The organism is Mycobacterium sp. 852002-51163_SCH5372311 (genome assembly GCF_001667115.1).
Lineage (GTDB): Bacteria > Actinomycetota > Actinomycetes > Mycobacteriales > Mycobacteriaceae > Mycobacterium.
Map to the genome: position 1 here is coordinate 55,606 of NZ_LZIJ01000090.1, position 26,063 is coordinate 81,668.

General features: G+C 65.1%; 26 protein-coding genes. 12 read left to right on the forward strand and 14 right to left on the reverse strand.

What is annotated here, in order from left to right:
* Positions 1-105: 105 nt before the first annotated feature.
* The 3 genes from A5791_RS12505 (at position 106) to A5791_RS12515 (ending at position 1,715) form a co-directional block, all read left to right on the forward strand.
* Positions 106-705 carry a PaaI family thioesterase gene (locus A5791_RS12505; RefSeq protein ID WP_067236719.1) on the forward strand — a complete coding sequence of 200 codons (600 nt, stop codon included), beginning with the start codon at positions 106-108 and terminating at the stop codon, positions 703-705.
* Positions 706-1,015: 310 nt separating this feature from the next.
* Entirely contained in the window at positions 1,016-1,198 is a 183-nt protein-coding gene (locus A5791_RS26475) for a hypothetical protein (RefSeq protein ID WP_156661188.1), read from the forward strand.
* A 70-nt stretch (positions 1,199-1,268) separates the two neighbouring features.
* The gene (locus A5791_RS12515; RefSeq protein WP_067236448.1) at positions 1,269-1,715 is read left to right on the forward strand and encodes a nuclear transport factor 2 family protein; all 447 of its coding nucleotides are present in this window, start codon (positions 1,269-1,271) and stop codon (positions 1,713-1,715) included.
* Positions 1,716-1,718: 3 nt separating this feature from the next.
* Here A5791_RS12515 and A5791_RS12520 read toward each other — a convergent pair whose 3' ends face one another.
* On the reverse strand, positions 1,719-2,600 hold the full coding sequence (locus A5791_RS12520) for a hypothetical protein (RefSeq protein WP_231995875.1): 882 nt from the start codon (positions 2,598-2,600) through the stop codon (positions 1,719-1,721).
* A gap of 97 nt (positions 2,601-2,697) precedes the next feature.
* Between A5791_RS12520 and A5791_RS12525 the strand changes: the two genes are divergently transcribed.
* Positions 2,698-3,822, forward strand: coding sequence for an FAD-dependent oxidoreductase (locus A5791_RS12525; RefSeq protein ID WP_067236453.1), 1,125 nt, complete (start codon positions 2,698-2,700; stop codon positions 3,820-3,822).
* Positions 3,823-3,845: 23 nt separating this feature from the next.
* On the opposite strand, the gene A5791_RS12530 is transcribed toward A5791_RS12525, so the two are convergent.
* Positions 3,846-4,325 (reverse strand): hemerythrin domain-containing protein, encoded by a 480-nt coding sequence (locus tag A5791_RS12530; RefSeq protein ID WP_067236457.1) that lies wholly within the window; start codon positions 4,323-4,325, stop codon positions 3,846-3,848.
* Positions 4,322-5,233: a Rieske 2Fe-2S domain-containing protein gene (locus tag A5791_RS12535; protein ID WP_067236461.1), complete on the reverse strand. Its 912-nt coding sequence runs from the start codon at positions 5,231-5,233 to the stop codon at positions 4,322-4,324. Before A5791_RS12535 ends, A5791_RS12530 begins: the two co-directional genes overlap by 4 nt.
* 229 nt (positions 5,234-5,462) lie before the next feature.
* Between A5791_RS12535 and A5791_RS12540 the strand changes: the two genes are divergently transcribed.
* Positions 5,463-6,281: a hypothetical protein gene (locus A5791_RS12540; protein WP_156661190.1), complete on the forward strand. Its 819-nt coding sequence runs from the start codon at positions 5,463-5,465 to the stop codon at positions 6,279-6,281.
* Positions 6,282-6,306: 25 nt separating this feature from the next.
* Positions 6,307-6,789 (forward strand): SRPBCC family protein, encoded by a 483-nt coding sequence (locus tag A5791_RS12545; RefSeq protein ID WP_067236467.1) that lies wholly within the window; start codon positions 6,307-6,309, stop codon positions 6,787-6,789.
* A gap of 15 nt (positions 6,790-6,804) precedes the next feature.
* Here the strand turns inward: A5791_RS12545 and A5791_RS12550 are convergent, their stop codons facing one another.
* From A5791_RS12550 to A5791_RS26480, 7 genes are all read right to left on the reverse strand, one after another.
* Positions 6,805-7,365 (reverse strand): TetR-like C-terminal domain-containing protein, encoded by a 561-nt coding sequence (locus tag A5791_RS12550; RefSeq protein ID WP_231995876.1) that lies wholly within the window; start codon positions 7,363-7,365, stop codon positions 6,805-6,807.
* Between the two features lie 151 nt (positions 7,366-7,516).
* Positions 7,517-9,088 (reverse strand): AMP-binding protein, encoded by a 1,572-nt coding sequence (locus A5791_RS12555; RefSeq protein WP_067236475.1) that lies wholly within the window; start codon positions 9,086-9,088, stop codon positions 7,517-7,519.
* Positions 9,085-9,882, reverse strand: coding sequence for a thioesterase family protein (locus A5791_RS12560; protein WP_067236725.1), 798 nt, complete (start codon positions 9,880-9,882; stop codon positions 9,085-9,087). The genes A5791_RS12555 and A5791_RS12560 overlap by 4 nt, the downstream gene beginning before the upstream one ends.
* Before the next feature lie 190 nt (positions 9,883-10,072).
* Positions 10,073-11,005 carry a TIGR03619 family F420-dependent LLM class oxidoreductase gene (locus A5791_RS12565; protein WP_067236478.1) on the reverse strand — a complete coding sequence of 311 codons (933 nt, stop codon included), beginning with the start codon at positions 11,003-11,005 and terminating at the stop codon, positions 10,073-10,075.
* Positions 11,002-11,493 carry a nuclear transport factor 2 family protein gene (locus A5791_RS12570; RefSeq protein ID WP_231995877.1) on the reverse strand — a complete coding sequence of 164 codons (492 nt, stop codon included), beginning with the start codon at positions 11,491-11,493 and terminating at the stop codon, positions 11,002-11,004. Before A5791_RS12570 ends, A5791_RS12565 begins: the two co-directional genes overlap by 4 nt.
* A gap of 54 nt (positions 11,494-11,547) precedes the next feature.
* On the reverse strand, positions 11,548-13,482 hold the full coding sequence (locus tag A5791_RS12575) for a serine/threonine-protein kinase (protein ID WP_231995878.1): 1,935 nt from the start codon (positions 13,480-13,482) through the stop codon (positions 11,548-11,550).
* Between the two features lie 94 nt (positions 13,483-13,576).
* Positions 13,577-13,735: a hypothetical protein gene (locus A5791_RS26480; protein WP_156661193.1), complete on the reverse strand. Its 159-nt coding sequence runs from the start codon at positions 13,733-13,735 to the stop codon at positions 13,577-13,579.
* Positions 13,736-13,919: 184 nt separating this feature from the next.
* Between A5791_RS26480 and A5791_RS12580 the strand changes: the two genes are divergently transcribed.
* The 3 genes from A5791_RS12580 to A5791_RS12590 all read left to right on the forward strand — a co-directional run bounded on the left by A5791_RS12580 (position 13,920) and on the right by A5791_RS12590 (position 16,116).
* Positions 13,920-14,483 (forward strand): hypothetical protein, encoded by a 564-nt coding sequence (locus tag A5791_RS12580; protein ID WP_156661195.1) that lies wholly within the window; start codon positions 13,920-13,922, stop codon positions 14,481-14,483.
* A 123-nt stretch (positions 14,484-14,606) separates the two neighbouring features.
* Positions 14,607-15,512, forward strand: a complete 906-nt coding sequence (locus A5791_RS12585) for a phosphatidate cytidylyltransferase (RefSeq protein ID WP_067236490.1) — start codon at positions 14,607-14,609, stop codon at positions 15,510-15,512.
* Between the two features lie 10 nt (positions 15,513-15,522).
* A complete protein-coding gene (locus tag A5791_RS12590) occupies positions 15,523-16,116 on the forward strand; it encodes a hypothetical protein (RefSeq protein WP_156661198.1) in 594 nt (197 codons plus the stop codon).
* 7 nt (positions 16,117-16,123) lie between these two features.
* Here A5791_RS12590 and A5791_RS12595 read toward each other — a convergent pair whose 3' ends face one another.
* The 4 genes from A5791_RS12595 to A5791_RS12610 form a co-directional block, all read right to left on the reverse strand.
* Complete coding sequence (locus A5791_RS12595) at positions 16,124-16,762, reverse strand: lysophospholipid acyltransferase family protein (RefSeq protein ID WP_067236498.1); 639 nt, start codon at positions 16,760-16,762, stop codon at positions 16,124-16,126.
* A complete protein-coding gene (locus A5791_RS12600) occupies positions 16,759-17,619 on the reverse strand; it encodes a CDP-alcohol phosphatidyltransferase family protein (protein WP_231995879.1) in 861 nt (286 codons plus the stop codon). Before A5791_RS12600 ends, A5791_RS12595 begins: the two co-directional genes overlap by 4 nt.
* A gap of 345 nt (positions 17,620-17,964) precedes the next feature.
* Complete coding sequence (locus A5791_RS12605) at positions 17,965-18,897, reverse strand: DMT family transporter (protein ID WP_369828063.1); 933 nt, start codon at positions 18,895-18,897, stop codon at positions 17,965-17,967.
* Between the two features lie 181 nt (positions 18,898-19,078).
* Positions 19,079-19,948 (reverse strand): oxidoreductase, encoded by an 870-nt coding sequence (locus A5791_RS12610; RefSeq protein WP_067236504.1) that lies wholly within the window; start codon positions 19,946-19,948, stop codon positions 19,079-19,081.
* Between the two features lie 210 nt (positions 19,949-20,158).
* On the opposite strand from A5791_RS12610, the gene A5791_RS12615 reads away from it, so the two are divergent.
* The 3 genes from A5791_RS12615 (at position 20,159) to A5791_RS12625 (ending at position 26,060) form a co-directional block, all read left to right on the forward strand.
* Positions 20,159-21,178: a diacylglycerol kinase family protein gene (locus A5791_RS12615; protein ID WP_067236508.1), complete on the forward strand. Its 1,020-nt coding sequence runs from the start codon at positions 20,159-20,161 to the stop codon at positions 21,176-21,178.
* Between the two features lie 676 nt (positions 21,179-21,854).
* Positions 21,855-25,106, forward strand: a complete 3,252-nt coding sequence (locus tag A5791_RS12620) for a thioester reductase domain-containing protein (RefSeq protein WP_067236511.1) — start codon at positions 21,855-21,857, stop codon at positions 25,104-25,106.
* A gap of 45 nt (positions 25,107-25,151) precedes the next feature.
* Positions 25,152-26,060 carry a metal-dependent hydrolase gene (locus tag A5791_RS12625; protein WP_067236514.1) on the forward strand — a complete coding sequence of 303 codons (909 nt, stop codon included), beginning with the start codon at positions 25,152-25,154 and terminating at the stop codon, positions 26,058-26,060.
* Positions 26,061-26,063: the final 3 nt, after the last annotated feature.

Sequence of the window (26,063 nt, forward strand, 5' to 3'; positions counted from 1 at the left end):
CTGGCTGGGACGCCAGGTTGCGGACAGCTTCTCCTGCGCTGCACGCTTCTCGCGATGACCGCCGTCCCACCGACCGAGCTGCACCACTGATCTATGGTGGCGGACATGGTGGATCCGATTGCCGCGATGGCCGATTCGTCGCCGGAGTACGAGGCGCTGGCCACCTCGGTGCGGCGCTTGATCGACGCGACGATCCGCACTGAGGTGACCCCGGAAACCGTCGCCTCGGCCGCGGCCACGATCGACGGCGTCACGACCCAGCTGAGCGCGGCGCTGATGCCCGGATCGTTCGGCCAGCGTGTCGTCGACGACGGGCAGGGCCCAGCTGCGGGCAATGTCGTCATCGGCGTGCGCAACCCGTCCGCTCCCCCGCTCGTCATCCACCACGAGAGCGACGGATCGGTGTGGACGGAGTTCGTCCTCGGCGCCGCCTATGAAGGTCCCCCGGGTCATGTGCACGGTGGTGTCTCCGCCATGATCCTCGATCACGTTCTCGGGGCCACGGCACACAAACCGGGACAGCCGGCATACACCGGGACCCTGACGCTGCGTTATCACAGGCCCACGCCGCTGCAGCGGCCCCTGCGCGCCGAAGCCTGGATCGAAAGTGTGGACGGGGTAAAGACTTTCGCCGCAGGAAAGGTCAGCGACACCGGGGGCGTGACGGTCTCGGCCGAAGGTGTCTTCATTCATCCACGGATTTGAGCCTCTGAAAAAGACGCCGATCCGACGATCACGCGGGCGACGGCGCAGCACCAATCACCCGCATCGCATGGCGACGGGCGGGCAGCCAACGGTGCAAAACCCTTGCGCGAGACGTGATTTGACACCGATCCGCAGCTACCTGGTAATGCGGTGTGAGCAAACAGGTTACAAAAAGCACGTTTGGCGGCTGATCGCCGTCCCTGAATGAAATTTGAATTTGACCAGTTCGCTGTACAAGTGCGACGCGGCTGCCCTAGCGTCGAGTTCACACCGCGAAAACATCGCCGATTCGTTTGGAGGAACCGGCTCAATGATCGACGATCATCAGCCGACAAGCATCGAGTACCTACGCTGTGAACTGCTCGAACGGGTGGACGCGCAACCCTTCGAGGACTGGTCCCCCGCCCTCTTGCGGGCCCTCATCGCCGTCTTCGACCTGAACGGAATCACCCCGGCGGTCCCACATAGCTTCCGGCCCTACATCGTCAAGTAAAGACTCGTCAAGTTAAAGACTCGTCTCGCCACGACTATCGTCCTATGCGGCGGTCGAGTGAGGAGTCACGGTGGAGATGTGGGCACTGATCGCGCGTGAGCAGATTCGTGACACGCTGGCGCGGTACAACTGGTCGGGCGATGCCGGGCGGCTCGACGGCCTCATCGAGACATTCTGCGCAGACGGCGTCCTCGAGATCCGCGGCAGGCAAACATTGCGCGGCAGGTCCGAAATCGCGGCGTTCCTCGGCGGTGTCACGGGCGACATCGCAACCGGCGCTGGGGTCAAGCCCGTCGTCCGGCACAACGTCTCCAACGTGCTGTTCACCGGCATGACGCCGGAGCAAGCCCACGTCTCGTGCTACTTCACCGTCTTCACCCATATCGGCCTCGACCATTTCGGCCGCTACCGCGACATCTTCGTGCCCGACGGCGATGCCTGGCTGATCAAACAGCGCAATGTGTCGACCGACTGGTCCTCACCCAATTCGGTCATGGCCGCGCAAACGCCGGGCTGAGCGTTACCTCATCTGCAGCCCACCCTTGCGCACCCACACTTCCGCGACGACTGTGCCCATTACCCAGACCACCAAGGCGATGCCGAGATGCACAAAGCTTTTGGTATCGCGGCCGAGCACCGGCCCGATCGCCGCGGGTAGCTGCGTCCACAAGATGCGATGCTCCACCCCACCCATCGGATCGGCGACGTAGTACACCGCATACGGCAGCGCCAGGGCTACCAGCCAGCCGACGATGCGACGCGAATCGCGACGTTGCCGCCACCGCCGGATCAGCGGCTCCGCGCTGACCGGGTGCAGCACCGAGATGACGTTGCCGACGCCCAGCCAGGACACGATCGGAACCGCGACGTCGGGGATGGTGATGCCCAGGCGCGCCGGGGTCTCCAGCCATAGCGTCAGCGCGACGGCCACTGCAAGGGTGGGCAGGCCGACCAAGGCGAGCAGGGCCAGGTTTTTGATCAGGAGCACCCGCCACACTGGTACGCCGTCTGACAGACCCTTGGTCACGCGGTAGTGATCGCCGCCCAGGGTGTTGGTGGTGGTGACGTCGGCGAGGATGAACGATGAGAAATAACTGCCGACCAGAACGACCCAATCCAGATGGTGATGGTGGAAGTGGCGGCTGGGATGGGAATGGGCGGCGGTCAACGGCTGCACCGCCAACCAGGCCACGGCGAGGAACAAGTTGGCCACCACTCCCGACAGCCAGGTACGCGGCGGGTGAAAGGCCCAGCGGATCTCTGCCCGCACCGCCTGCCACAGCGGCTTCTTCAAGTCTTTGGCCGCACGCTCGGCCGAGGCGGGACGAGGGGACGACGCGCGCACGCCGGCGCGCACCGCCGCGCGCAGGTGCTGGTGCATTGGCGTCTCGGACTCGGACATGTGCTCCCCGGCGATCTGATGGTGCGTGCGACCATACCTTGGTGCTGCACGTGGTTTCTGCGCCGCGCCCCGAGCCCGGTAGGCGCGGGATCGGGACCTGAACCACAGACGCGTTGTCATCGCGGGGCTGGGAGACGCGGGAGTTCTCACCGCGATCCGTCTGGCCAAGCACGCTGAGGTCGTCGGGATCTCGGTCAAGCCGGCGTTGGTCAGCGGCCAAGAACTCGGAATCCGGCTCTCCCGCCCGGCCGACTGGGCTCGCGACAACTGGATTGCGTTCGACAGGTTCCGTCGCTTGGACCGAGTCCGGACGGTTCAGGCCACGCTGACCGGACTGGACCTGAAGGGACGGACCGTCTTCGGGAATCGTGATGACGGCGCTACCATCGCCGAGCCCTACGATGCGCTGGTCATCTCGACGGGAGTCAGCAACGGCTTCTGGCGCCGGCCGACACTACAGTCCGCGGCGGAAATTCGCGCCGACCTGCACGCTGCCCATGACCGGCTGGCCGCCGCGACTTCGGTGATCGTCGTCGGCGGCGGCGCGGCCGCGGTCAGCAGCGCCGCCAATCTGGCAATCACTTGGCCGGACAAGAAGATCGATCTCTACTTCCCGGGAGATCATGCGCTCGCCGGGCATCACCCGCGCATCTGGCAACGCATCCAGGGCCGATTGACGGATCTCGGTGTGGGCCTGCACCCCGGCCACCGCGCGGTGATCGCCAACGGCTTCGCCGGCGACGAGATCACCCGCCAACCGGTCAAGTGGAGCACCGGGCAACCCCCGGCTGCCGCAGACGCTGTGCTTTGGGCGATAGGCCGGGTGCAACCCAACACCGGTTGGTTGCCACCGGAACTACTTGACGAGCGCGGGTTCGTTCGGGTGACTCCCGAGCTGACGGTGCCAGGTCACCGAGGCGTCTTCGCAATCGGGGACGTGGCGGCGACCGACCCGCTGCGCAGTTCCGCACGTAACCGCGGGGATGCGCTGCTGGCGCACAACATTCGCGCCGAGTTCGCCGGCCGGAAGCTGCGCACTTATCGCGCGCCGGGGCGGCGGTGGGGCTCAGTGCTGGGCATCCAGGCCGACGGGCTGGAGGTCTTTCTGCCCACCGGCCACGCGTTCCGCTTCCCGCCCTGGTCGGTCAACCGTGTCGTGATGCCGATGATCGTCAGATGGGGCATGTATCGCGGAGTGCGCGAAAACCATCCACTGCGATGACGGGGCCCGTCTGGCGTGCTCGATCACAACGCACGAAGAATGGCGGCGCGGCCCTTGACATGAAGTTTCTCGAGTTTGGAGTGGCGCAACCGTTCCATCCGCTCGAGCATCCTGTCACCCAGCTCTTCGAGCAACTTCCGGTCCAAATCGACTGGCGCAGGGCATAAGTCACGCTCTTCTTCTGCTGCGTGCGCATCTAACACGGTGACGAAAGCATGCCACTCGTGCTGGTAGAGCGGCGCTGTCGGCGGCGTCCGCAACACCACCGCGAGCTGGTCCCACACCTGGCGATGCTCGGCGTGGGCGATCGCGACCAGTGCACTCGCGGCGGAAACAGCCGGATAGAACAAGTCATCTTCTATGCGCATGTGGATGTCCAACTCCGTCAACAGCTCGTCGAGTTTCCGTTTGCGTTCGTCCGAAGCAGGCGGCAGCGCGGTGATGTCCCTACACAATCCACGCAGCACCACGTGGTGCTCGATCAGCACGTCATAGGCATTCATGACGAACCGCCGCGCACTTCGACCAATCCATTGCGGATACGAGTCGGATAGGACGGCAGGGCCGCCGTGGCCGGTCCCCGTAACACCATGCCCGATCTATAGGCGAAATGGGAACCGTGCCAAGGACATACGATTCGACCCTGGTCGATCCAGCCGTCACACATCGGCGCCCCGAGATGCGGGCACTGCGCACCGACCGCCATGATCTGTCCGCCATTCCGGAAAAGAACCACACCGATGCCGTCCACCTCCACCCGCCGTGGTCGTCCATCCAGCGCCGTCACCGGCAATACCGGCGTCCAGGTTTCGAGGGTCAGCCGCGGCCCCGAACGGTCGACGCCGGCACCCGACCCGTACACCAGCTCGCCGCCCAAATAGCCACTGGCAAGCGTGATCCCGTAGCCGACGGTGCTTGTGGCCATCCCACGGGCGCGCCGGCCGTGACGCCGATCGTAAAATGACTTCGCATACAGCGCTGTGGCAACTAGATTCGACACACCGTGGACCAGGCCGATTCGCCGTGACTGTTCGTGCGTGTGCTGCCAATCCGCCACGCCGGTTACCAGTGCTCCCAGGCTCGCGAGGATGCCCACACCCAGTGCATATTGCGACGCGTCCGATAACTTTTTTCTGCTCGGCAAAGCACTGGCGGCATCCAGCACCAGGGTGGTCGCCGCCGCCCCAGCAGGCAACGCGGCCAGTACCGGATGCAGCGGATGGCCGAGCCAGGTGCCGTGCAACACGTTGCCGACGCGCTCGCGGTACCTCCCCAGACATGCGAACGTCAGCGTCAGGACGTGTTCAAGGCGATAGCTCGGCCGATCCAGCCATGTTTGGCTTCCTAGGGTGTCTACCACCCGTGATCCGGCCTTTCGGACCGGATTCTCGGCGTTCGATAGCTTAGCCACAGTTCACTCTCTCGTGGAGTCACCGACTTCATGGCGGATCTGCGCCACCACGGGCCGACGCGGTCGCCGCCAAGCCATATAGGTTGCACGAGGCGGCGGCGGACTCGGTTCAATCGCCGGCGATCATGCCGAGGCGGGCGCCACCGAGCTCGTAAAAGAGCGAACCGATGCTCTGCGCTAAACCGACGATTACCTGCACCGGCGGCCTCCGACGTGCGACTATCTGGTGGTGACCGAAGACGACGCGGAGAAACGCATCGCCGAGTTGGAACGTCAGCTGGCCGAGGTGAAGGCGGCGCTTCGTGAGCATCACCCTGCCGAGCCGCCACCCCAGTCCACCGACGCACAGTCCGGCGTCGAGGTCGGTGCCGGCGAACGCGCTCGCCGGCACGCAGAAGCCCTGTGGGAAGGCTTGCGCACCGGTTCGCCTTCGGGACCGGACGCGCCTTTTGGTCCCGAGATAGCGCAGCTTCGAGAGGCCTTCATGCGTGCCGCGGCCGAAGCGGGCATGTCGCAGACACAGATCAATGACGTACTGCAAAACGGGCGCGTGACGATCAAAACGGGCCATTCCGTGGTGTATTCGGGCCAAGGCGGCCAACAGCGCTTCGGTGCCACCACCGACGGCGGTTCCCCATCCGGCTACCGACAGACATTTGGCCAGCAGGACCGGGTGGGCTCTCGGCGGCCGCGAAGCAGATTCACCGGAGCCGATCGGTTCGGGGCGGTCGTCGGAATTATCGGCGGAGCGCTCGGCCTGTGTGTCGGGGGCGCGGCGGCGTTGACGGCCATATTCCCGTCGACAGCACTCTGGATGAGCGACGTCGTGTGCCGTAGCCCCTACCAGCTGGTCGCCAACACCTCGAGCTACAGCTACAAACCCGGTCAGTCGGGCACCAGCGTGAACTATCGTTGCATCAGTGCAGCGGGCTGGTACGACGTCAATGCGTTCGTGATCATCGGGTTGCAGTCCCTTCTTGCCGCGATCATTCTGTGCGGCGTGGTGGTCGTCGTTCGCCAGATCCGGCGCAGGATGCAAACTCGCTGAAATCCTTTGCAAGTCAGGTGGTTACATGACCGAGCGTATCGAGACTCAACGCACCATCGCGGCGCCCGCCGCCGAGATCTTCACTGTGCTGTGCGACCCGCAGGGCCATGTCGCGATCGACTCGTCGGGGATGCTGCAGGACGCGGAAGGCGACCCCGTACGTGCCGTAGGCGACAGCTTCGTCGTCCACATGGATCGCGAGGCGCTCAACGACTTCCCGCAATTGGGCAAGTATGACGTCACCGTCGAGATCACCGACTTCGAACCGGATCGGCTGATCGCGTGGACGATCCTCGGCCAGATCCGGCCCCAGATCGGGCACGTCTACGGCTACCGGCTGCAACCCACCGACGACGGTGCCGCCACTGTCGTCACCTCGTTCTACGACTGGACGAACATCGACCCGAAGTGGCGCGACGCCGGAATCTTTCCCGTCCTGTCCGAGGGTGCGCTGCGGGCGACCCTGGGCATCCTCGACCGTACCGTGCGGCGCGGCTATCCAAGATGATCTCCCGACAACCGCTTATTTGCGCGCCAGCGCATGCCAAGCCAAATCGGCGATGGCGGCGCAGTATTCGTCGTCGATGACGTCGTTCGAGTAGAGCGCGCGAACATACATCGGTGCCATCACGATTTGCACGGCGGCCACGGGGTGCACTCCGGCGCGCAATTCGCCGCGTTCCCTCGCCCGATCCACGATCGCACGCAAGACGGCGAAACGCCGCCGCCAGAAGATCATTCGAGTGCCCTCGTCGTGACGCCCCCGACCATCCATGACCAGCGCACGGACCAATGTCCGCCCGACTTCGGTGTTGACCTGATCGGTCGCGCTGCGAGCCAGTGCCAGCAGGTCGCCACGCAGCGAGCCCGTGTCGGTCACCGAACGCAACGTCTCGTTGTCACCGAGCGCGGCATCGACAATCAGGCGCTGCCGATCGCCCCAGTAGCGGTACACCGTCGCGGTATCGAGGTGGTGCCGCTCCGCCATTGCCTCGACGCTGAACCGTTCGACACCCCAGCGGGCCAACTCGTCGAATACTGCCGGCATCACCCGCGCCCGGACATCCGCGGGAATGGATCGCACCGAGTCATTGGGTCGTTGCGGCGGTTGCATGCATGTGTCTTTACCCGAACCGTTTTCGAATTAATCGTGTGGCGTGGCCGCCCAGGCTGCGTTTGCGAGCGGCACCGGCGCACGCGGACTCAAACATGTTGTGCGGCATCGACAACACTCGTCAGCCGAAGGCGTCGCGAAGGTCTTTCTTGATCACTTTTCCGAACTGGTTGCGCGGTAGGTCGTCGACCACCACGAGCCGCTCAGGGAATTTGTAGCGGCTCAGCCCGCGCGAACGGCAGTGTTCCGCCAGGGATTCCAACGACACCCCATCGGCCGATTGAGGTACCACCACGGCGCATACCCGCTCGCCGCTGTCGCGGTCGGGCACGCCGATGACCGCGACGTCGGCGACCGCGGGATGGGTGGCGAGAACATTCTCGACCTCCAAAGCCGAGACGTTCTCCGCGTTGCGGATGATGGCATCTTTGATGCGGCCCGTGACGCGGACATTGCCATCCGCGTCGATCAGCCCGAGATCGCCGGTGCGCAACCAGCCTTCGCTGTCAAATGCTTCGGCGTCAAGCGTTGCATCCGCATAGCCGAGGAAGCATTGCGGTCCTTTGAGCCACAATTCACCTTCCTGCCCGACGGGAACTTCGGCTTCCCGTTCGTCCACGACACGGACCTGGACCCCTGACACCGGCGCACCCACTGTGTGGTCGAGCACCTCCGGCGCGGCACTGAGGGACGGCGAAGTCGCGACCGGGAACTCGGTAAGCCCCCAGGCGTTGGCTATGCCGGCAACCGATAAGGTTTCGCGCATCTGACGCCCCAGGTCGGCGGTGATGGGCGCGCCGCCCGCCAGGCAGCCGCGCAGGGACGGGAAAAGCGGCGCTTCGCCATGGGCACGTTGAGCCTCCAGGTATGCCACGAAAAACGGTGTCGCGGTACCGAGGAACGTCGGGTTGTGGGCCGCGACCCGCAGCGGTGTGGTTGCCGGTTCGAAGGTGTCGAACAGCACCAGCCGCATGCCGGTCAGCAAAGCGGCGGCCAGCATCGCTGCTCCGCCGATGTGCGCGATCGGAAACGCAATCGGATTCACATCCCTGCTGGTTGCCCCGATCATGCCTACCACGCCTGCCGAGCCGGCGATCACCGATGCGTCGCTATGGCGAATCCCCTTGGGCGCTGCGGTGGTTCCCGACGAGTAGTACACCCAACGGGCATCGCCGTCGCGGCCCGGCGGGCCTCCCAGGGCATCGACGCTCGCGCGTGGCAAGCGAAGCCGATTACCGACCGGAGGCGTGGTGAGGTCGATACCGATAACCTCGAAACCTCTCTCACGGGACAACGCCCGCGCCAGCCCGCCGTGGTCGAATCCACGCCAAAAATTCGGTACCACAAGGAATTCGGTGGCGAGCTGGCCAGTGATGAAGCTGACCTCATGTTCTCGCAGTATCGGGATTATCGGGTTCTGGACAACGCCCAGTCGCGTGAGCGCAGCCATGACAACCATGGTCTCCAAGGTGGTGGGCAGCTGCCAGGACACCAACGTCGCAGCGCCGACTCCGCGGAGGGCAAATGCGGCAGCCGTCTCGCATGCGGCGTCGTGAAACTGGCGGGTGGTCAGGCTGCGGCCGTGATCGTCGTCCAGCAGCGCCCGGTTTGGTTGGCGCGCAGCAGCTTCGGCGATCAACGTCCAGAACGACCGACCACCCGGTTGGCTGTGGACGGCGTCCTCCGTCGTCATCTGGGCGGGGTCGCCGTCGGCGGAAGGAATCCGGAGTGGGCTATCGAAACGGACACACCACTGCCTACCGGCCCTTTGTGGTCCACGAGGACTGCTGAGCCGGTGGCGACTCCGTCGTTGCTGTAGTGGGTCAGCGAGGCCAGCCCGATGTGAGGGCCTTCGGGGAGCCTGCTCAGGGTGAGCGTGTAGTCGGCGTTGATGAACTGCAGGCCGTTGGTCCCCCAGTTGGCGAGCGAGGCGGTGACGTCGCCGGCCATCGCCGCCCGGGTGAAAGGGCTCAGCGGTTCGGCGTCGATCAAGGGGCGCGTTTCATGCAGCCAGGTGTATTTGCGCCCCGAACCGTCGGGCCAGTCAGGATCTGGATTCTGGACATCGGCGCCCCAGCCGTAGGTGCGCATGAAGATCGAGGGGTGAGCCCCGTCCTGCCCGAGTGGTATGGGCGGCATTCGCACCGGCGCTGTCCACACGTCGCCGTCGGGCTGGTGTCCGCGCCGCAGGAACAGCGCGCTTGCCTGCGCCACCGGGACGTCATGCTGGGTGAGAACAGCCTCGACGAGGCGCAGTCGCCGCCGGTCGTGTTGCACCCGGGTGCGCACCTCGATCGGTTCCAGTGCGGTGGGCCGGGGTAAGTCGACCGTCAGCCGCGCAGGCTGCAGTCCTGGATCGTCGACCGCGCATTCGACTGCCCAGGCCAACAGCCCTCCGACAACGTGGCCGCTGATCGACGGACCCCAGCCGCCACGGGCGATTTTATTTGGCACGTAACGGTTTTCGTCGCGCACGAAGTACGGCATCGGCGGGATGGCTGGCAGATCGATATCTGCGGCAATGTTCGCCTCGGTCACTCCGTACCCGCCAAGCCGTCGCAGCCGCAAACGCGCAGGCCAACCTTCATGGGATGTCTCCTTTGAGGTGATCAACAGTAGACATTACAGTTCGCCTTTTGGTCGCGCGATCTCACCCGCCCGGAAGGACGCGGTCTGGTCAGCTAGCGGTTGCCTCGCGCACGGCTTCGACGAGTGCGGCGATGTCACGTTCCCGGTCGCCGACAGGTAGCGGCCAATGCGTCATCCTGAGGTCGGTGACGCCGGTCTTCGCGAATGAGGCCGCAGTTGCGGCGGCGTCAGCCAGATCGGGCCGCCCATCCGCGGTGGCGCGGAGGCGCAGCGTGCCGCTGACATCGAAGCCCTTTGGGTCGCCGCCGGCACGCTCGACCGCCGCCCGCATCCTGGCGATCCCGCCGGCTACGTCGCGCGCATCGTCGCCCCAAGGTATCCAGCCCGTTCCGAAGCGGGCCAGCCGGCGTGCGACAGCCCGGTTCGCGGTCCCGCTCACCCAGATGGGCACTCCGCCCGGTTGCACGGGTTTCGGCATTTGGTGTATGCGTTCGAAGCTCAGTCCGGCTGAGGCGTAGCTGACCTCGTTCTCCCGCCAGAGTCGCTGGCACACCTCGAGCGTTTGATCCAGAACGGCGCCACGGCTGTCGAAGTCGACCCCGGCCGCGTCGTATTCCTCACGCTGCCAGCCGACGCCGACCCCGATATCGACCCGTCCCCCCGACAGAACATCCATCGTGGCCAGGATTTTGGCCAGTACCGCCGCAGGCCGCAGGGCAGCCAGCAGAATGTTCGTCCCCAACCGGATGCGTTCGGTCCTGGCTGCGAGGTAGGTCAGCGTGGTCAGCGGTTCCAGCCAGTGACCGTCGGGCCCGGTGGGCTGGCGACCGCCCTTGGTTCCTCCGGTCTTGGGGTCCGCGTAGGCATCCATGTTCATTCCGAAGGCGATGTGCTCCGACACCAAAACGCGGTCAAAGCCGCAGCCTTCCAAGAGTTGCGCCCACTCCGTCAGGTGATCCCAGTTGGGCGGCGCCTCGGCGGAAAACGAGGGAATCCCCATCGAAAGCTGCATCGCGGTCACCGGATCCTCTCGCCGACCGGCCGGTCCTCGGTTGCATCGACGGCGACGGTGCGTTGCACTATCCGCCAGCGCCCGTCACCGCCCAGCAGATACCGGTCGAGGTAACGGATATGCATGACGTGATTGCGTCCCGGCTGTGTCTCACCGCCACCGAAATGGTTTGCCGTGCAATACACTTCGCCGACAGCCGACGCGCCCTCGACGACGAACAGCCCTTGCGCGACCAGGTGCGCCGTACGCGGCCAGCGCGAGACTATGGCGATGACCCGCTCGATTTCGTCGTGACCGGTCATCACCGACGGTTCCCGCCCGGGTCGTTCCACTCGCAAGGTCGCGTCCGGGGTGAACACCGCCAGCAGCGCCGCGCGGTCCCGGCGATCGACCGCTGCCGCGTACCGGCGGGACAGCGCCTCGAGTTCGCTATGGGGGACTGCCAACGAGAGATCCATGTGCTTCCACTGCCGGCCGATCAAAGACCCGTCGACCATACCGCCTGTCGACTCCCCGCTTCGGTGGGTTCGGGTGAGACGCCCAGGTCTGTGCTAATCCCCGATGCGCACGAATTTCACGTCGACATCGGTGCTACCGCAGCCCGCTGCCCCCGTCAGCTCCTCGTGACCGTGCCCGCTGATCAGAGCGACCGGGTTCTGGAGCGGTTGCGGCAACGGGAACGGGACGACGATTCTCACGTGCGTCATGCCACCTTTTGCGCACGGGGCGTCGAACTCGCGGTCGTAGAACCAGTTTCCGGCGCCGAACACCATCGCCATCGCAGCAGCCGGAGGTCTGTGGAAAAGACTCATGCACCGATCGCCAGCGCGCAGACAGGTCGTTTCCACGGCATAGTCGTTCTGTTCTCTGAAGCCGTTGGGCTGCACGCTGGATTGGTGATAGCGGCCGTGCAGGGCTTCTGCGGGCGATACCACCCGCGCCGGCAGAGTGCTTGGGCTCGGGAGGGTGGTGACATCCACATCCCCGGTGCGGGTGAAGGTCACCGTGCGCTTGTTCGCACAGCCCTTCGTCATCGTCTGGGTGGCTTCGCCGACAAAGATGCCGTCAGGATGTGGCTGCAGTGCGAAGGCCTCCCAGACTTCGCCTTCGAGTGGGCCGCAGGTACTGGATCCCACGCTGACGGCCAGCCAATCTCCGCCGACCTGATCCAGCACAATCGCTGGCACCTGCATGGTTTCCCCGTCCAGGCGCGACGCCGTCGCGATGCACCCGGCGTTGCCGCACACCGAGCGGACAGCCCAGGTTTCCGTCGTCGGCGCCGCGCCTTTGGCGGGCTCACCTTCCACGTTGCTGACTGAGCCGAAGTCCAGCCGGTAGATTCCGGTGAACGGACCGGTGTTGGGCGCGGTCGTGGGCGGCGCGGTGGACCTGTCGGGCTCTGTGACACTGGCCGGATTGTGTTGGCGGCTCAGCTGTGTACCCGCGAACACGCCGCCGGTGACGAGCACCGCGGCCATCGCACCTGCCAACAGACCCCGTCGCGGCGCCCGCCGCCGGTCCGGTGGCGGCACGGCGGGCGCGGTCACGCCCAATCGTGGATTCGTGGCTTTGGCGCGGAACGGAATCTGGTCGGCATAAGCGAAATTGGGGTGCAGGTATCGGTTGAGTTGCTCGGTGAATTCTCGGCAGCTGCCGAACCGAGCCGAACGCTCCTTGGCCATCGCGGTGGCGAACACCGGGTCGAGCGCGGCCAGTTCGGGCCGATAGTTACCGATGGAAGGCACCGGCGCATTCACGTGGCGGCTGATCACCACCGCAGGGTTGGCGTCACCGTAGGGTGGAACCCCGGTCAGCAGGTGAAAGGCAGTCCCCGCCAACGCATATTGGTCAGCCCGACCGTCGATCGCCTCGCCCCTCAGCTGCTCCGGGGCCGCGTAGCACACCGTGCCCACCGTGATATTCGTCTCGGTCAACCCTGCGGTGTCGTCGACGAGCCGCGCGATACCGAAGTCGGCCAGATACACTTGCCGGCCATGTCCGTCGGGATCGGTCAATAAGATGTTGGCCGGCTTGACATCTCGGTGCAGGAGCCCGCGGTAGTGGGCATAGTCGAGTGCCGAGCCTATCGCGGTGATGATCGGCAGCGCTTCAGTCAATGGCATCCCCGCGGGGTAGTGCTCACTCAACAGTCGCGCGGCGTCGGTGCCCTCCACGTAATCCATGGAGATCCAAAACTTGCCGTCGGCTTCGCCGCGATCGTGAATTCTTACGATGTGCGGATGCGACAACCCGGCCGCCAGTTCGGCCTCGCGCTCAAAACGTCCCCGAAATTCCGAATCGGCGGTCAGATGCGCCGGTAGCACCTTCAGCGCTTCCTCACGCGGCAACCGCGGGTGCGTAGCCAAATACACCGCACCCATCCCGCCCGTGCCCAACGCCCTCGAGATCCGGTAACCGGCGAACACGCGGCCGACCTCTAGTGACGCGGCTGACCCGTGAATCCCGTCGTTGGAGGTATCAGGCACGAAAAATCCTTCCTCCCGTGGCCGATCCGAATTGCTGTCCAACACAGCAGAATCCACGTCGAACGAGGTGCATGCCAGCGGATCCTGCCGGCGATCAGCGCCCTAACAGACCGCAATACTGTCCGACGGGACAGCCCCCAGTCCCGTATACGGCAGACGGTTGCCCGGTGCCGGCGCCAAGTCCTGCCGCCAGCACACCGACTGCCAGCAGCGCCCCGGCGATGATCTGCTTGAGGCCGTGCATTGTGCTCACCTTGAGTCCTTTGCCGAGTACATCCCTGCCGGGGCCGATCACGGTGACCGACAACAGATACGCTGCCGCACAACGCTTGCCACATCGTCGCGGAATTCATGCGAAATTCTTGCGTCTCGCGTGGTAAGACCGATTCGTCCAAAGCGGTCCCGTGCAGGACGTCGCGGGCTTAGCGTTATGCACCATGAGGCGTGGTTCCGCGCGCGCAATGGCCACGTTCGCCGCCACGGTGGTCGCGACGCTGTTGGTCGCGCCGGTCGGCTCAGCAGACCCGGCTGTCCAGCCGAAGGACGGTGCCCCGTGTGATGCGGCCGACCCGGATTCGCAAACGTTTGCAAAGCCTCGATCCGGTACGGCAGAGCCCGAGGTCCTGCTGTGTGTCGGGTTTCAAGGCCGGCGCTGGCAGCGGATCGACCGATTGCAGCGACCGGTGCACAGCTTCTACACGTATGGCCCGACCGAAACGCTGTACCCGGGCGACGTCAACCTGGGCGACTGGTGGGACGGCGTCGGGTCGACGACGGACGCGATATGCGTTGCGGAACAGTCATTCTCCGACGGGCGGCCATCCGAGATCAAGACGAACAACGTCGGGCAGTACTTCGGTTTCAAACTGTCGCCCGAGATGGCCAGCCTGAGCCTGAAAGGCAACTGCCGCTGGGTGATATCGCCGTGCAACGGCAAGCCCGGACCGTGCACGGCGCGCTACGTCCCGCCGACGATCGGCAGCCGCGAGCGCGATACCTGATTTCACCCGGCACCGGCCACACCATGGTTTAGTGTGCCGAGCAGACGCAAAAGCACCGTTTTGCGCACGCAAACCGGTGCTTTTGCGTCTGCTCGCGCAACATGTCGGAGGTCTGGGACGGTGATGCTGGTCGACCATTACCTGCGGATCCTGCACTTCGATCGGCGGTTGCCGCTCAACGTCGACCTGGGTCCGGTGCACATCCACCTCTACTCCCGATCCGTGTTTTTCATGTGGGTCACAGTGGCGATTTTGGCGATCGCCGGCATTGCGGTGCTGATCTCACGCAAACGCGAATTGATCCAGCGGTGGACGAGCTGGATGATGATCGCACCGGCTGTCGGGATCCCAATCTGGTTGGGCCACGGCACCACTGCCGTGCTAGCCGCCGCGCTTGCGGTGGTGGCGGTGACCGAGTACGAGCGCCTGGTGAAGCTCGGCAGGGTGGACCTCGGCTTGCTGCTTGGCCTGGCGGTGCTGTACCCGCTTGCGGCCTGGCTGCGTCCATCCTTGCTGAGTCTGGCCCCGATCGTCGTGCTGGCGTGTGCACTGCCCTCGGTGATCAGCGGTGACGTCGAGCACGGTGGCCGGCGCACGACGTTCACCGCGTTCGGATCGGTCTGGATCTGCTGGTCTTTGGCGCACCTGGTGGTGTTGTGGTCGGAGGCGTATCTGGTGTGCTTCGCGGCGGCCGCCGCCGACGTCGCGGCCTGGTGTGGCGGAAAAGGGTTGCGCCGCTTGGGCTGGGCTCGCCATCCGTTGTCGCCGTTGAGTCCCAACAAGACTGTCGGCGGGTTGATCGGCGCGATCATCGGGGCGTTTCTGGTGCTCACGTTGCTGGGCACCATTTCGGTCGGTTTGCTCATCGCGGTCGGGTTCGGCGGTGTGCTGGGCGACCTCGTCGAATCGATGGTCAAGCGGCAGGCCCAGGTCAAGGACGCCGGATCGTGGCTGTCGGGTTTCGGAGGTCTGCTCGACCGGATCGACTCGCTGCTGCTTGTCCTTCCGCTGGCGTATCTCCTCGGTTGACATGATCGACATGCCTGATGAATCCGGTTCCCAGCAGCGCCCATCACGTTTCTGGACGGCGCTCGCCGGTCTCGTCTCCGGTCCGTACGGCCTGCCGTTGGCATTTCTCTGGGGATACGCCGAGGCGCTGAGCTGGTTCGTCGTCGCCGAGATGGCGTTGGCGCTGTTTGCGGTCGCCGTGCCGCGGCGCGTGATGCCGTTGGCCGCGGCGGTGATCGCGGGTTCTGTGCTGGGCGTGCTCACCAATGCGTACCTGACCTCCCGCGGTGTCCTATTGCCCGCACCCCTGACGACCGGGCGGATGGCGGCGACGGCTTTTGGGCAGTTCGCCGAAGGGCCCGGCGCGATAATGCATCAGGCGTTGTCGGGCATACCTGTCAAGGTGTATGCCCGGGCCGCCGGTCAACACGGCGTCGAGCTGTGGCGGCTGGCCGGCTGGACGCTGCTGGAGCGCGGCCTGCGAATTTCGACGGTGGGACTGGTGCTGTGGCTGCTCGCCAGCGTCTTTCACCGCTGGTTGCGTCGGTTTTACGGCGCCTACCTGATCATCACCGGCGTTGTTTTCACCGCCGCGCTCTCCGCAGTGATCGCCGCCTGGTCGTAGCCGGCTCTCACGCCGCCAGTGCGTATCGATGAGAAGGCTGCGGCAGGTGATCTCCGCGCAATACCATGACCTGTTCGCGCAACTGTGATGCCGAGACGCCGTTCGGGTCGACGGGCTCGCCGATGTGAACCTGCATCGGGGCGGGTGAGATGAAGTTGGTGCCCTTTGGCAGCACGTCGGCGGTGCCCAGCACGGCAACCGGAACGATCGGCACACCGCAGTCGCGCGCCAATCGCAATGCGCCGGAACGGAACTCACCGACGCCGCCGTCCTTCGAGCGGGTCCCCTCCGGGTAGATGACGACAGCGCGTCCGGCCCGCAGCGCCGGGCGTGCCGCAGCCAACAATTCGGCATATGTACCACCGCCGGACCGCCGCACCGGGAGCACGCCGGCCACCGTGGACGCTATGAAACGGCGCACCGGAACGTCGAACCAGTAGTCCGCCGCTGCCGCGAACACCGGCTGCGCAGCCGGCGGCAAGGCGGCCAGCAGCGCCGCGGTGTCGGCATGCGAGGAGTGGTTGGCCACCACCACGCAGCCACCGCTCGCGCGCCAACGCCCGGTCACGGTCAGTCCGCCCGAAACGGCGGCCACCGACCGCCACAGCCAATGCCGCAGCACGCTCGAGATCCTGGTCGCGGTCATGATGCGAGCACCTCGGCCAACGGGTCGGCAGTCTCCTGTTGCGACTGCTGCGCGGCCAGCTCGCGGCGCGCGGCGCGCAGTCGCAGCACGGTGGTGATGAGCGAACCGTTCACCAGTTGTGTGCAGACCACCGGCAGAACGACGGGAAATGCGGTGGCTATCAATACGAAAAGGCAACGCTCGGTCTTGCCCAGCGGGCCGCCGTTGCGCCGTTGTGCGCCGGCGCCGGCCGCGGCCAGCGAGGCGAAGGTGGGCAGCGTCGCGGCCAGTGCGGCAACCATCACCATGAGCACCGGCCAGGACAAGAAGTGCAGGTCCGGGCCTTGCTGCCGGGCTGCCCAGACCGCGAGTCCGGCAAAGGTCAGGAAGTCCGATGCGCGATCTCCGATCTCATTGACTACAAATCCCCACGGCCGGCTGACCCCGCGCGCCCGGGCAACCGCGCCGTCCAGATTGGCGCCGGCCAGGCGCAGCGCAAGAAAAAGCGCCGCCAGCGGCCACCATCCCAGGGCTACGGCCACCCCAGCCGCGCCCGCCGCCGCCGCCCCGGCGACGGTGAAGACATCTGGTGAAACTTGATGTGCCACTGCGGCGTTGACGATCGGTGTGAGTCGCCGGGTGTACCACGGCTTGAGCGCGTACAGGCCCAACCACTTCCGCGGGGAGCGCGGCGCGACCGGCAGTGTCGCTACCTCGGAGACGGCGCTGATTCGGGGAAGCGTCGAGGTACCGGTTGTGGTGAGCGCGCGGAACCCCGTCGTCAAGCAGCCCCGCTGTACGAAGCGAGCCTCGGCTACGGCCGGCATGTGCAGGCTCGGCTTGTAAAGCGTCAGGACGCTGTCGCGGGTGGCGCTCACTGTGATTCCTTTCGACATCGAGCCCGGTTGGGTTGTCTGTGGGCAAGTGGACCGCGTGCCTGCTGCTACCGGTCCCAACTTTCGGACCGCGTAGCTGGGGGCGAGTCACATGCTGTGTCCCAGCGCAGATAGATTGCGATGCCTGGCTTGCCGCATGCTCGCGAAACTCTTGCGAAATTCTTGCGGCATGACCGCCGCTCAGACGGCGGGGAATGGCGAAAGGCATGCGATCAGCATGCGGGACCCGCGGGCCGCTGCGGATGAGTAGGACTACGCGTCTTGCCCGGTTCGGGCGATCAATCCGGGGACGACGCCGCCGTCGTCGGGCCGCTCAGGTGACGCGCCTCAGTCGCTCACAGGTTCCGACGGCACCTTGTCGGGTTCGTCTGTGACAGGCGCGGCATGTTCCTCGTCCTCCACAATGGTGGCGGCCTCACCACGCGCCAGCATCACCGTGGAGACGATCACCAGCACCGTAATCGCTAGCAGCAAAGCCCACTCCGGGCCACTTTCGAGTTGCAACGACTCCTTGAGGACGGCGATACCCAATATCACGGCCACTATGGGCTTTGCGACGGTGATCGTCGGCAGGGAGGCGGTCAGCGAACCGGCGCGGAAGGCTGATTGCTGGAAGATCATCCCGGAGACGCCGGCGAGGATCCAGACCGGGAACTCCCAGGTATGCAGCAAATGGTGGCCACCGTGGTGGATCACTTGCGTAATGCCCTTGGTGAGTACGACGAACAACGCCAGCGACGACCCGGATACCGCCCCCAGCAACACTGCCGAGGCGGGACGGCCTTTCAAGATCCGGGCACCCAGCACACACAGCACCAACGCCGGACCCATCACCATGGCGACGATGAGCCAGTCGCCCACCGCGCCCCGCTTCTCGCCGGCCGTGGGATCGCCCACCTTGATGAGCAGCGCCAGCGCCGCGGCCAGCACTACCGCCCACACCCACTCCGAGCGGGTAATGGGATGGTTGGTCACCCGCGCGTAGATGGGCATGGCGAACAGCAACACCGTCACCTGCAGGCAGGTGACCAGCATGACCGAGCCATAGTCCAGGGCTATAGCAATGAATATGTAGCTGGCTACGTCCCCGAGACCCCCCATCCACCAGCGGCGGTTGCGCACCAGCATGCTGAACAGCGTCAGGTGGCCAACTTCTCCTTCGGTGACCGTATGAGCGGACCGCTGGCGGACCACGCTTCCGATCGCGGCCGACAGGGCGGCCAGCAAGGCCAAGATTCCAGGGATGATCTCCTGCTTCAACATGGTTGCCCTCCTCGCCGAGGCCCCTGACGTGGCGCAGTACACCCCGCCGCTTACCAGCGGTTTCTTTTGCGATGACTCTAGTCTCCGAGAGACCGTCAAGAGGGCTTCCGCCGAAAGTCTCCAAACCTGGTTCAGCAATCGGCGCGGGGTCGGCCGGTCAATCAGCCGGACCCAACCCTCAGAGCGGAAATTTGGTTCCCGTCAGCTGCTCGGACCGCTCCCAAAGTTTTGCGGCGGTGGATGTGCGCTTTGCCAACCACGTCCGCCAGACCGGCCGGCTGCGGCCCCACAGTCCGAACCGCGGACCGACAAACGTATTGCCCGGAAGATCCTGCGACACCGCAAACAACGTCTGGCGAGCGCCGAAGTCGGCGTCACTGGAAACGACGCGATCAACGGCCAATACCAGGCCGTCCCGCAGCCTGCTGCCGGAGCGGCCCTGCAGGTTCGTGTGCGACCAGCCAGGGTGGGCGGCCAGGGCGCGCAGCGGTGAACCGGCGCTATCCAGGCGACGTTGCAACTCGGTGGTGAACAGCAGATTGGCCAGCTTCGATTGGCCATAGGCCAAAAATCCCGAGTAGGGCCGGGACTGCCAGTGCAAGTCCTTGAAGCTGATGTAGCCGATCATGTGCAGCAGTGAAGACACCGTCACCACCCGGTCGGTCAGCCTGGGCAGCAGCAAGTTGGTCAGCGCGAAATGACCGAGATGATTGGTCCCCATGTGACTTTCGAAGCCGTCGGCGGTGAGGGCATGCGGGACGGCCATGATGCCGGCGTTGTTGACCAGGACGTCGACCCCGTCGATGCCGTCGGCGAAGCGCCGCACCGAGGACAGGTCCTGCAGATCGAGCTGGCGCACCTCGACGTCCCCGTTCATGCGTTCGGCGGCGGCCTCGCCCTTTCCGGTATCGCGCACGGCGAGGACCACGTGAGCGCCGACTCTGGCCAGCTCGCGTGCGGTCACCTCGCCCAGTCCCCCGTTGGCACCGGTGATGATGGCCGTGCGTCCGGCGAACGAGGGCAGGTCTGCCGCAGTCCAATCAGGCATGGCAGTCACAGTAGTGGGAGCCTCGAAATGTTCGACGGGATATGTCCTCGAGCAGATCCAAGAGTTGCCCCTTATCCTGCGGACGTCGCGGTAGGGTGCTGGAAATGCCGCGGAAGCCCACCTGGACACCCAAAGTCTTTTCTCGAGGAGAACTCAATTGGGACGCGATCTACCCTCCCTGCAAGCCGTCCTGAACGTGGGTGACCGCGGATGTACATAGGCGTCATCTTCAATCCGCACGCCCGCAGGAATATTGCTGCGCCTGGGCGCAGCCGCGAGCTGCAAAACATTCTCGGCAAGTACGGCGAAGTGCACGAAACCCACTCCGCCGATGACGTCCGCAAGGTCTTGGGGGAGCTGTTACCGCGGATCACCCATTTGGTGAGCGACGGCGGCGACGGATCGTTGAACTGGCTGGTCAATGACACCGAGCACTGCATCGCCGATTCGCACGACTGGCCGACGTTCGTACCCAGCATGGGCGGCAGCGTCAACGCCATCGGACGTAAGGCGGGGGTAAAGGGGCGGCCCAAGGAGATCCTGCGCGAACTGGCGCTGGCCGCGCAGGCGGATCGGCCTCCACCGGAAATGCGCCTCGACACCCTGACACTCGAGGGTGAAACCAAGGACGGGGAGAAGTTCCATCGCCTCTGCTTCGGGCTCGCGGCCGGAGGTGTCGGCAACCGCTTCTACGACAGGTATTACGACAACCACACTCATGGCCGGGCAGATGTCGTCAAGGTGATCGCACGCTCGGCCCGCGACTACGTGCAAAACAAGATCCAACCCAGCCACGCGATCACACCCAACTATGCGTCCAGGCTGTTCATACCGACGCAGGCCCGCGTGATCATCGACGGCGACGAGGTCCCCACCCGGGAACACAGGTTTCTGAACGCGGGCGCGATCGATCTGGTGATCGGTGGCGGGTTCCGGCTTTTCCCGAAGGCGGCCGAGCCTGGACTGCTGCACTTCCAGGCCGGGAACCTGCGGCCCTCGAGGATCATCGCGCAGATGCCCAGAGCCCTACGCAGCGGCAAGATCCGCGGTGGTTTCGAGTTACGCGACGTCAACGGCCGGGAGATGATCATCGAGATCGAGGGCGACGACGAGCCACTGTCGCCGATCGTCGACGGCGAGCGCTTTTTCGACATCGTGCGGCTGGTCGCGCGCGCCGGGCCACTCATCCGCGTCGCGCGCGTGGAACCGTCGGTCGCCGCCTTGGCGTAGAGCGACGAGCCGGAAAGATCGCATCTACCCGCGCGGTCGCCGGAACTGTCGCAGGTCAGCACCCCTGAACTCGGCACCCCTTGGCGTCAGTACGTCAGTAGTTCAGTACCGCAATCCGGCCCGCTGAGACGCTGCAGCGGCACCGCGGCGGACCCGTACCGGGCCGTCCGGAGGGCTGGACGTGCAAGTTCGGCTCTCGTTGCTACGGCCCCGTCCTGCAACCAGCTATCAAGCGTCTATACCCCGCAGTTCGTGTTTGCCAGTTCTCGCCTGCCGCTAGCGACCAAAATGGCCGGACATCGTTTGTGCGGCCACCGAGCCTCCACTCTCATTAAATACTGAGATACGGAGACTCGTATGTCAGTATCTCCGCAGTCAGCGGCTTTTACCAGGAAAAACATGCTGTCAGCTGAGTACTGAGATACTGACAATAGCGCCTACTGAAAAACTGAGTCGACGTTTGCGAACACGGTCCGGCTAGATAAAAATAGCGAGTGATTACTCGTTTAGTTTGGTTAGCTGTGAAATTCGTATGTGGCGCAAAAAAATTCTTCCGATATCTTTGCTTGAGCCCCCTCGGGGGCTAGTATCGGTCAGCAACAGCACTTGCGACGGGGGAAGTGCTCAGTGATCGCGGTCTGAGAGCCGGCCACCGACTTGAAACGGAGTGACTCCAATGGAGACTCTTATTGACTACCTGCACCTGTGGGAAAAGCAGCAACCCGACAAAGTCCTTTATCGGTTCGTCGATGTCGACGGACGAGAGCTCGAGCAGTACACCTACCAGAGCTTCGCCGAGAGGACCCGCGAACTGGCGGCCTACTTGTCGACCGAGGTCGGCCTCAAGCCCGGAGAGCGTGCGCTGCTCGTCTACCCGCCGGGCCTGGAAATGGTGGCGGCGCTGATCGCTTGCGCACGCATCGGGGTCGTCGCGGTACCGGTCAGTCCTCCCCTTCCCATGGCGTTCGAAGCCGGTCTTGCCAAGCTCAGCTTCATCGCACGGGACAGCCAGGCCAGGGCCGTGTTGTCGACCAAGGAACTCGAGTACAACTACCGGCTGATGGTGGGTCACCTCGACGGCGTGCCAGCTTGGTCAGATGCCCAGCGCCTTCCGGACCTCCCCTGGTTCGCGACCGACGCCACCCGGGAGTTCGGCGGGCCACTCGTGGCGGACACACCCGGACCGATCCTGTTCCTGCAGTACACTTCCGGCTCCACCAGCGACCCCAAGGGCGTGATGGTGACCCACGCCAACATCATCGCCAACGGCCGCGCCTTCACCGGCGGCGAGGTGAGCGTCAGCTGGCTCCCCCAGCACCACGACATGGGCCTGATCTCCGCCTACTTCTTCATCCTGGTGACCGGCGGGACGAATCACGGCATGTCACCGGAGGACTTCCTCAAGAAGCCGGCGACCTGGCTCCGGCTCATCGGCGAGGTCCGCGCGACGCACTCACCGTGCCCGAACTTCGCACTCGAGTACTGCCTGCGCGAGGACAAGCTGCCCACGTCCGAATTGGTCGACATCGACCTGAGTAGCCTCGACTCGTTCGTCACCGGGGCGGAACCCCTGCGCGCCAAGACCTTCATGCGCTTCCGTGAGCGCTTCGCTCCCTACGGACTGAAGCCTGAGGCGGTGACCGGTGCCTACGGCCTGGCGGAAAACACGCTGATCGTCACCCTGCGGGGACGCCAGATTCTGGCGGTCAACAAACGAGCGCTGCAACAGAACGTCGCGCGAGTGGAGAAGACACTGCCGGAGAACAACAACCAGGCTCTGCTGGTGAGCTCAGGCAAGCCCCTCCCCGAGAACATCGTCCGGATTGTCGATCCCGAAACGCGGCAGGCTCTGAACGAGGGCCAGGTCGGTGAGGTTTGGGTGGACGGACCGTCCAAGGCAGACGGCTACTGGCAGCGCCCGGACGCCACCGCCGAGTTGTTCGGCGCCCGCATCGCCGGCGACGAAGAGCGCACTTATCTGCGCACCGGCGACCTCGGTTTCATGTACGAGGGTGAGCTGTTCGTCTGCGGCCGGACCAAGGACCTGATCATCGTGCGCGGTGTCAACTGCTACCCCGCGGACATCGAGGCCGTCGTGGAACGAGCGGCGCCGGAAATCCGGCACGGCTGCGTCGCCGCCTTCTCGGTCGAGAACGAGGAGCAGGAGGCGCTGGTTGTGGTCGCCGAGGTGCGTGACGACAACACGCTCCCGGACACCAAAACCCTGGCGCGGGCGATCCGCAAGCACTGCCACATCGAACCGCACACCATTGCGTTGCTGCCGGCGCGCAGCATCCCCAAGACCACGTCGGGGAAGATCAGGCGCCGGGAAACCCGTCAGCTCTGGCTGGACGGCAAACTCTCCGCGGTGGCGACCTGGGTTGGTCAACGGACCGCCAACGAAGCGCTGGATGCCAACGCGGGACCGATGGAACGCTTCCGCCACCTCATCGACAGCTACGACCTGACCGGTCAGGAGGACTGCTCCTTCGCCGATCTCGGCATCGACTCACTGAGCCTGGCCGAGCTGCGCAACGACCTGCAGGCCCTGCTCGAAGAGCACGGCGCGGCAGAGCTGGCCGAAGAGGTCAACACGCGGCTGCTCCAGCGGCTGACGGTCGCCGAGTTCTTCCGGCTGGTAAGCCAATTCGGCGATCAGGACGGGCAACCGCTCGAGACCGTGCGGCAGGCGCTGGCCCAGATTTCGGCGGAGTACGAGGCGTACGAGATCAGGCAGATGCGCGCCGATGCCCAACTGCCGCTGCCGGCGCTTCCTGAAGCACGGCCGGAGGTGGTGCGCGACGTCCTGGTCACCGGCGTCACCGGGTTCCTGGGACCGTTCCTGCTGAGCAGCCTGCTCACGCAGACGTCCTACACCCTGCACACGCTGATGCGCGCCACGGACCCAGACCACGGTCTGGACCGCATAGTCGCCTCGCTGCGGCGGGCTCAGCTCTGGTCACCGGAGTTGGAAGCCGAAGTCCGGGCGCGGGTGCGGGTGATCTGCGGCGATCTGGCCGAGCCTCACCTCGGCATCGGAGAAGCAGCGTTCCAGCATCTGGCGGAGAACATCGACGCCATCGTCCACAACGGCGCCCTGGTCAACTACGTGCGGACCTACGACGCCCTGCGGCCCGCCAATGTGGGCGGTACCTGGGAGCTGCTGCGCCTGGCCATGACCGCCCACCGCAAGGCTTTCCACCTGGTCTCGAGCACCTTCATCTACGGGTGGAGCACATTGCCGGTGGTCGGTGAGTGGGATGCGAACGAAGCGATGAGCGGCCTGGACTTCGGCTACTCCCAGACCAAGTGGGTCGCCGAGCAGCTGGTGCTGGAAGCCCAGCGTCAAGGACTCGACGTGCGGATCTACCGGCCCTCGCTCATCTCCCCCACCAGCGCGGGCTTCGGGAGCAGCGAGGACATCCTGGTCCGCCTGACGGCGTTCATGATTCAGCACGGCGTGGCCGTCGAGGCGTTCAACCAGATCAGCCTGCTGCCTGCGGACCTGGTCGCCGATCACATCGTCGAGTTGATGGAAACGGAGCTCCCGGCTGAGGTGGGCACCGTCTTCAACATCACCGCCGACGACTACTACGGCCTGATGGATGTCACCCGGCTGTTGTCCGAACGGCACGGCTACCACTTCGAGTACCACGACATCCCGTCCTTCACCGAGCAGGTGAACCGGTTGGCCGGGCCTGGCGATCCGCTGTATCCGCTGGTCGATTTCCTCACCCGTTCGGCCAGCAAGATCACGGCAATGCGGGACAAGCGCTACGACAACACCCAGTACCGGCGTGCACGCTCGCTGGCCAAGGTCCGTCTCAGCGAGCCGTCCCTGGGACACACTGTCGACGACCTGCTTCGGTTCGTTCGGAGCGAAGGTCTGATCAGCGAGGCGGAGACCGAGACCCGATGCAGTGCCTAGGCACACTGCGGTGTCGTAAAGCGATATTCTGCGAAAGGGTTCACCATGTTCACCGTCGATGACCAGGCAACTGGCCGGCATGACGAGTCGCTCGACCACGAGCGACTTGTCCTGCAGGCGCGCGACGTCGACTTCGATTGGGCCAAGCTGCCTTTCCACTATGTGCCCAACGAGGTCATGGCCACGCATTTCTGCAATGTCCTGCACCTGCTGCTGCCTGCGGGCGAGGAGTTCATCGCAGCGATATTCAAAGAGGCGTTGCCGCTGATCCAGGACGATCAGCTGCGGCTCGACGTCCAGGGCTTCATTGCCCAGGAAGCCATGCACTCCCAGGCGCACTCAGGGGTGCTGGACCACTTCGCCGCCAGGGGAATCGACCTGACGCCGTTCGTCGACCAGGTCACCTGGATGTTCCAGAAGCTGCTCGGCGACCGGCCCCGCTGGAGCCGGCGGCGACGGCAGAGCTGGTTGCTGGAGCGGGTGTCGATGGTGGCGGCCCTCGAGCACTACACCGCCATCCTGGGTGAGTGGATTCTCGACACACCGCAACTCGACGCCGCCGGCGCCGACCCGGTGATGCTGGACCTGCTGCGCTGGCACGGTGCCGAAGAAGTCGAGCACAAGGCGGTCGCTTTCGACACCATGAAGCATCTGCGCGCCGGGTACTGGCGGCAGGTGCGCACCCAGCTGCTGATAACGCCGGCGCTGGCACTGTTGTGGATCCGCGGCGTGCGCTTCATGTATTCGGTCGACCCGCACTTGCCACCGGGGACCAAGGCGCGCTGGCGTGACTACCTGTCCGCGGCACGCCGGGGCTTGCTGCCCGGACCGACGCAGTTCCTGCCGGTCATCAGCGCCTACTACAAGCCCGGTTTTCACCCGTCCCAGCTGGGCGGGGTGGGACGCGCGGTCGACTACCTGGCGCGATCGCCCGCAGCGCGCGCATCTCACTGAACG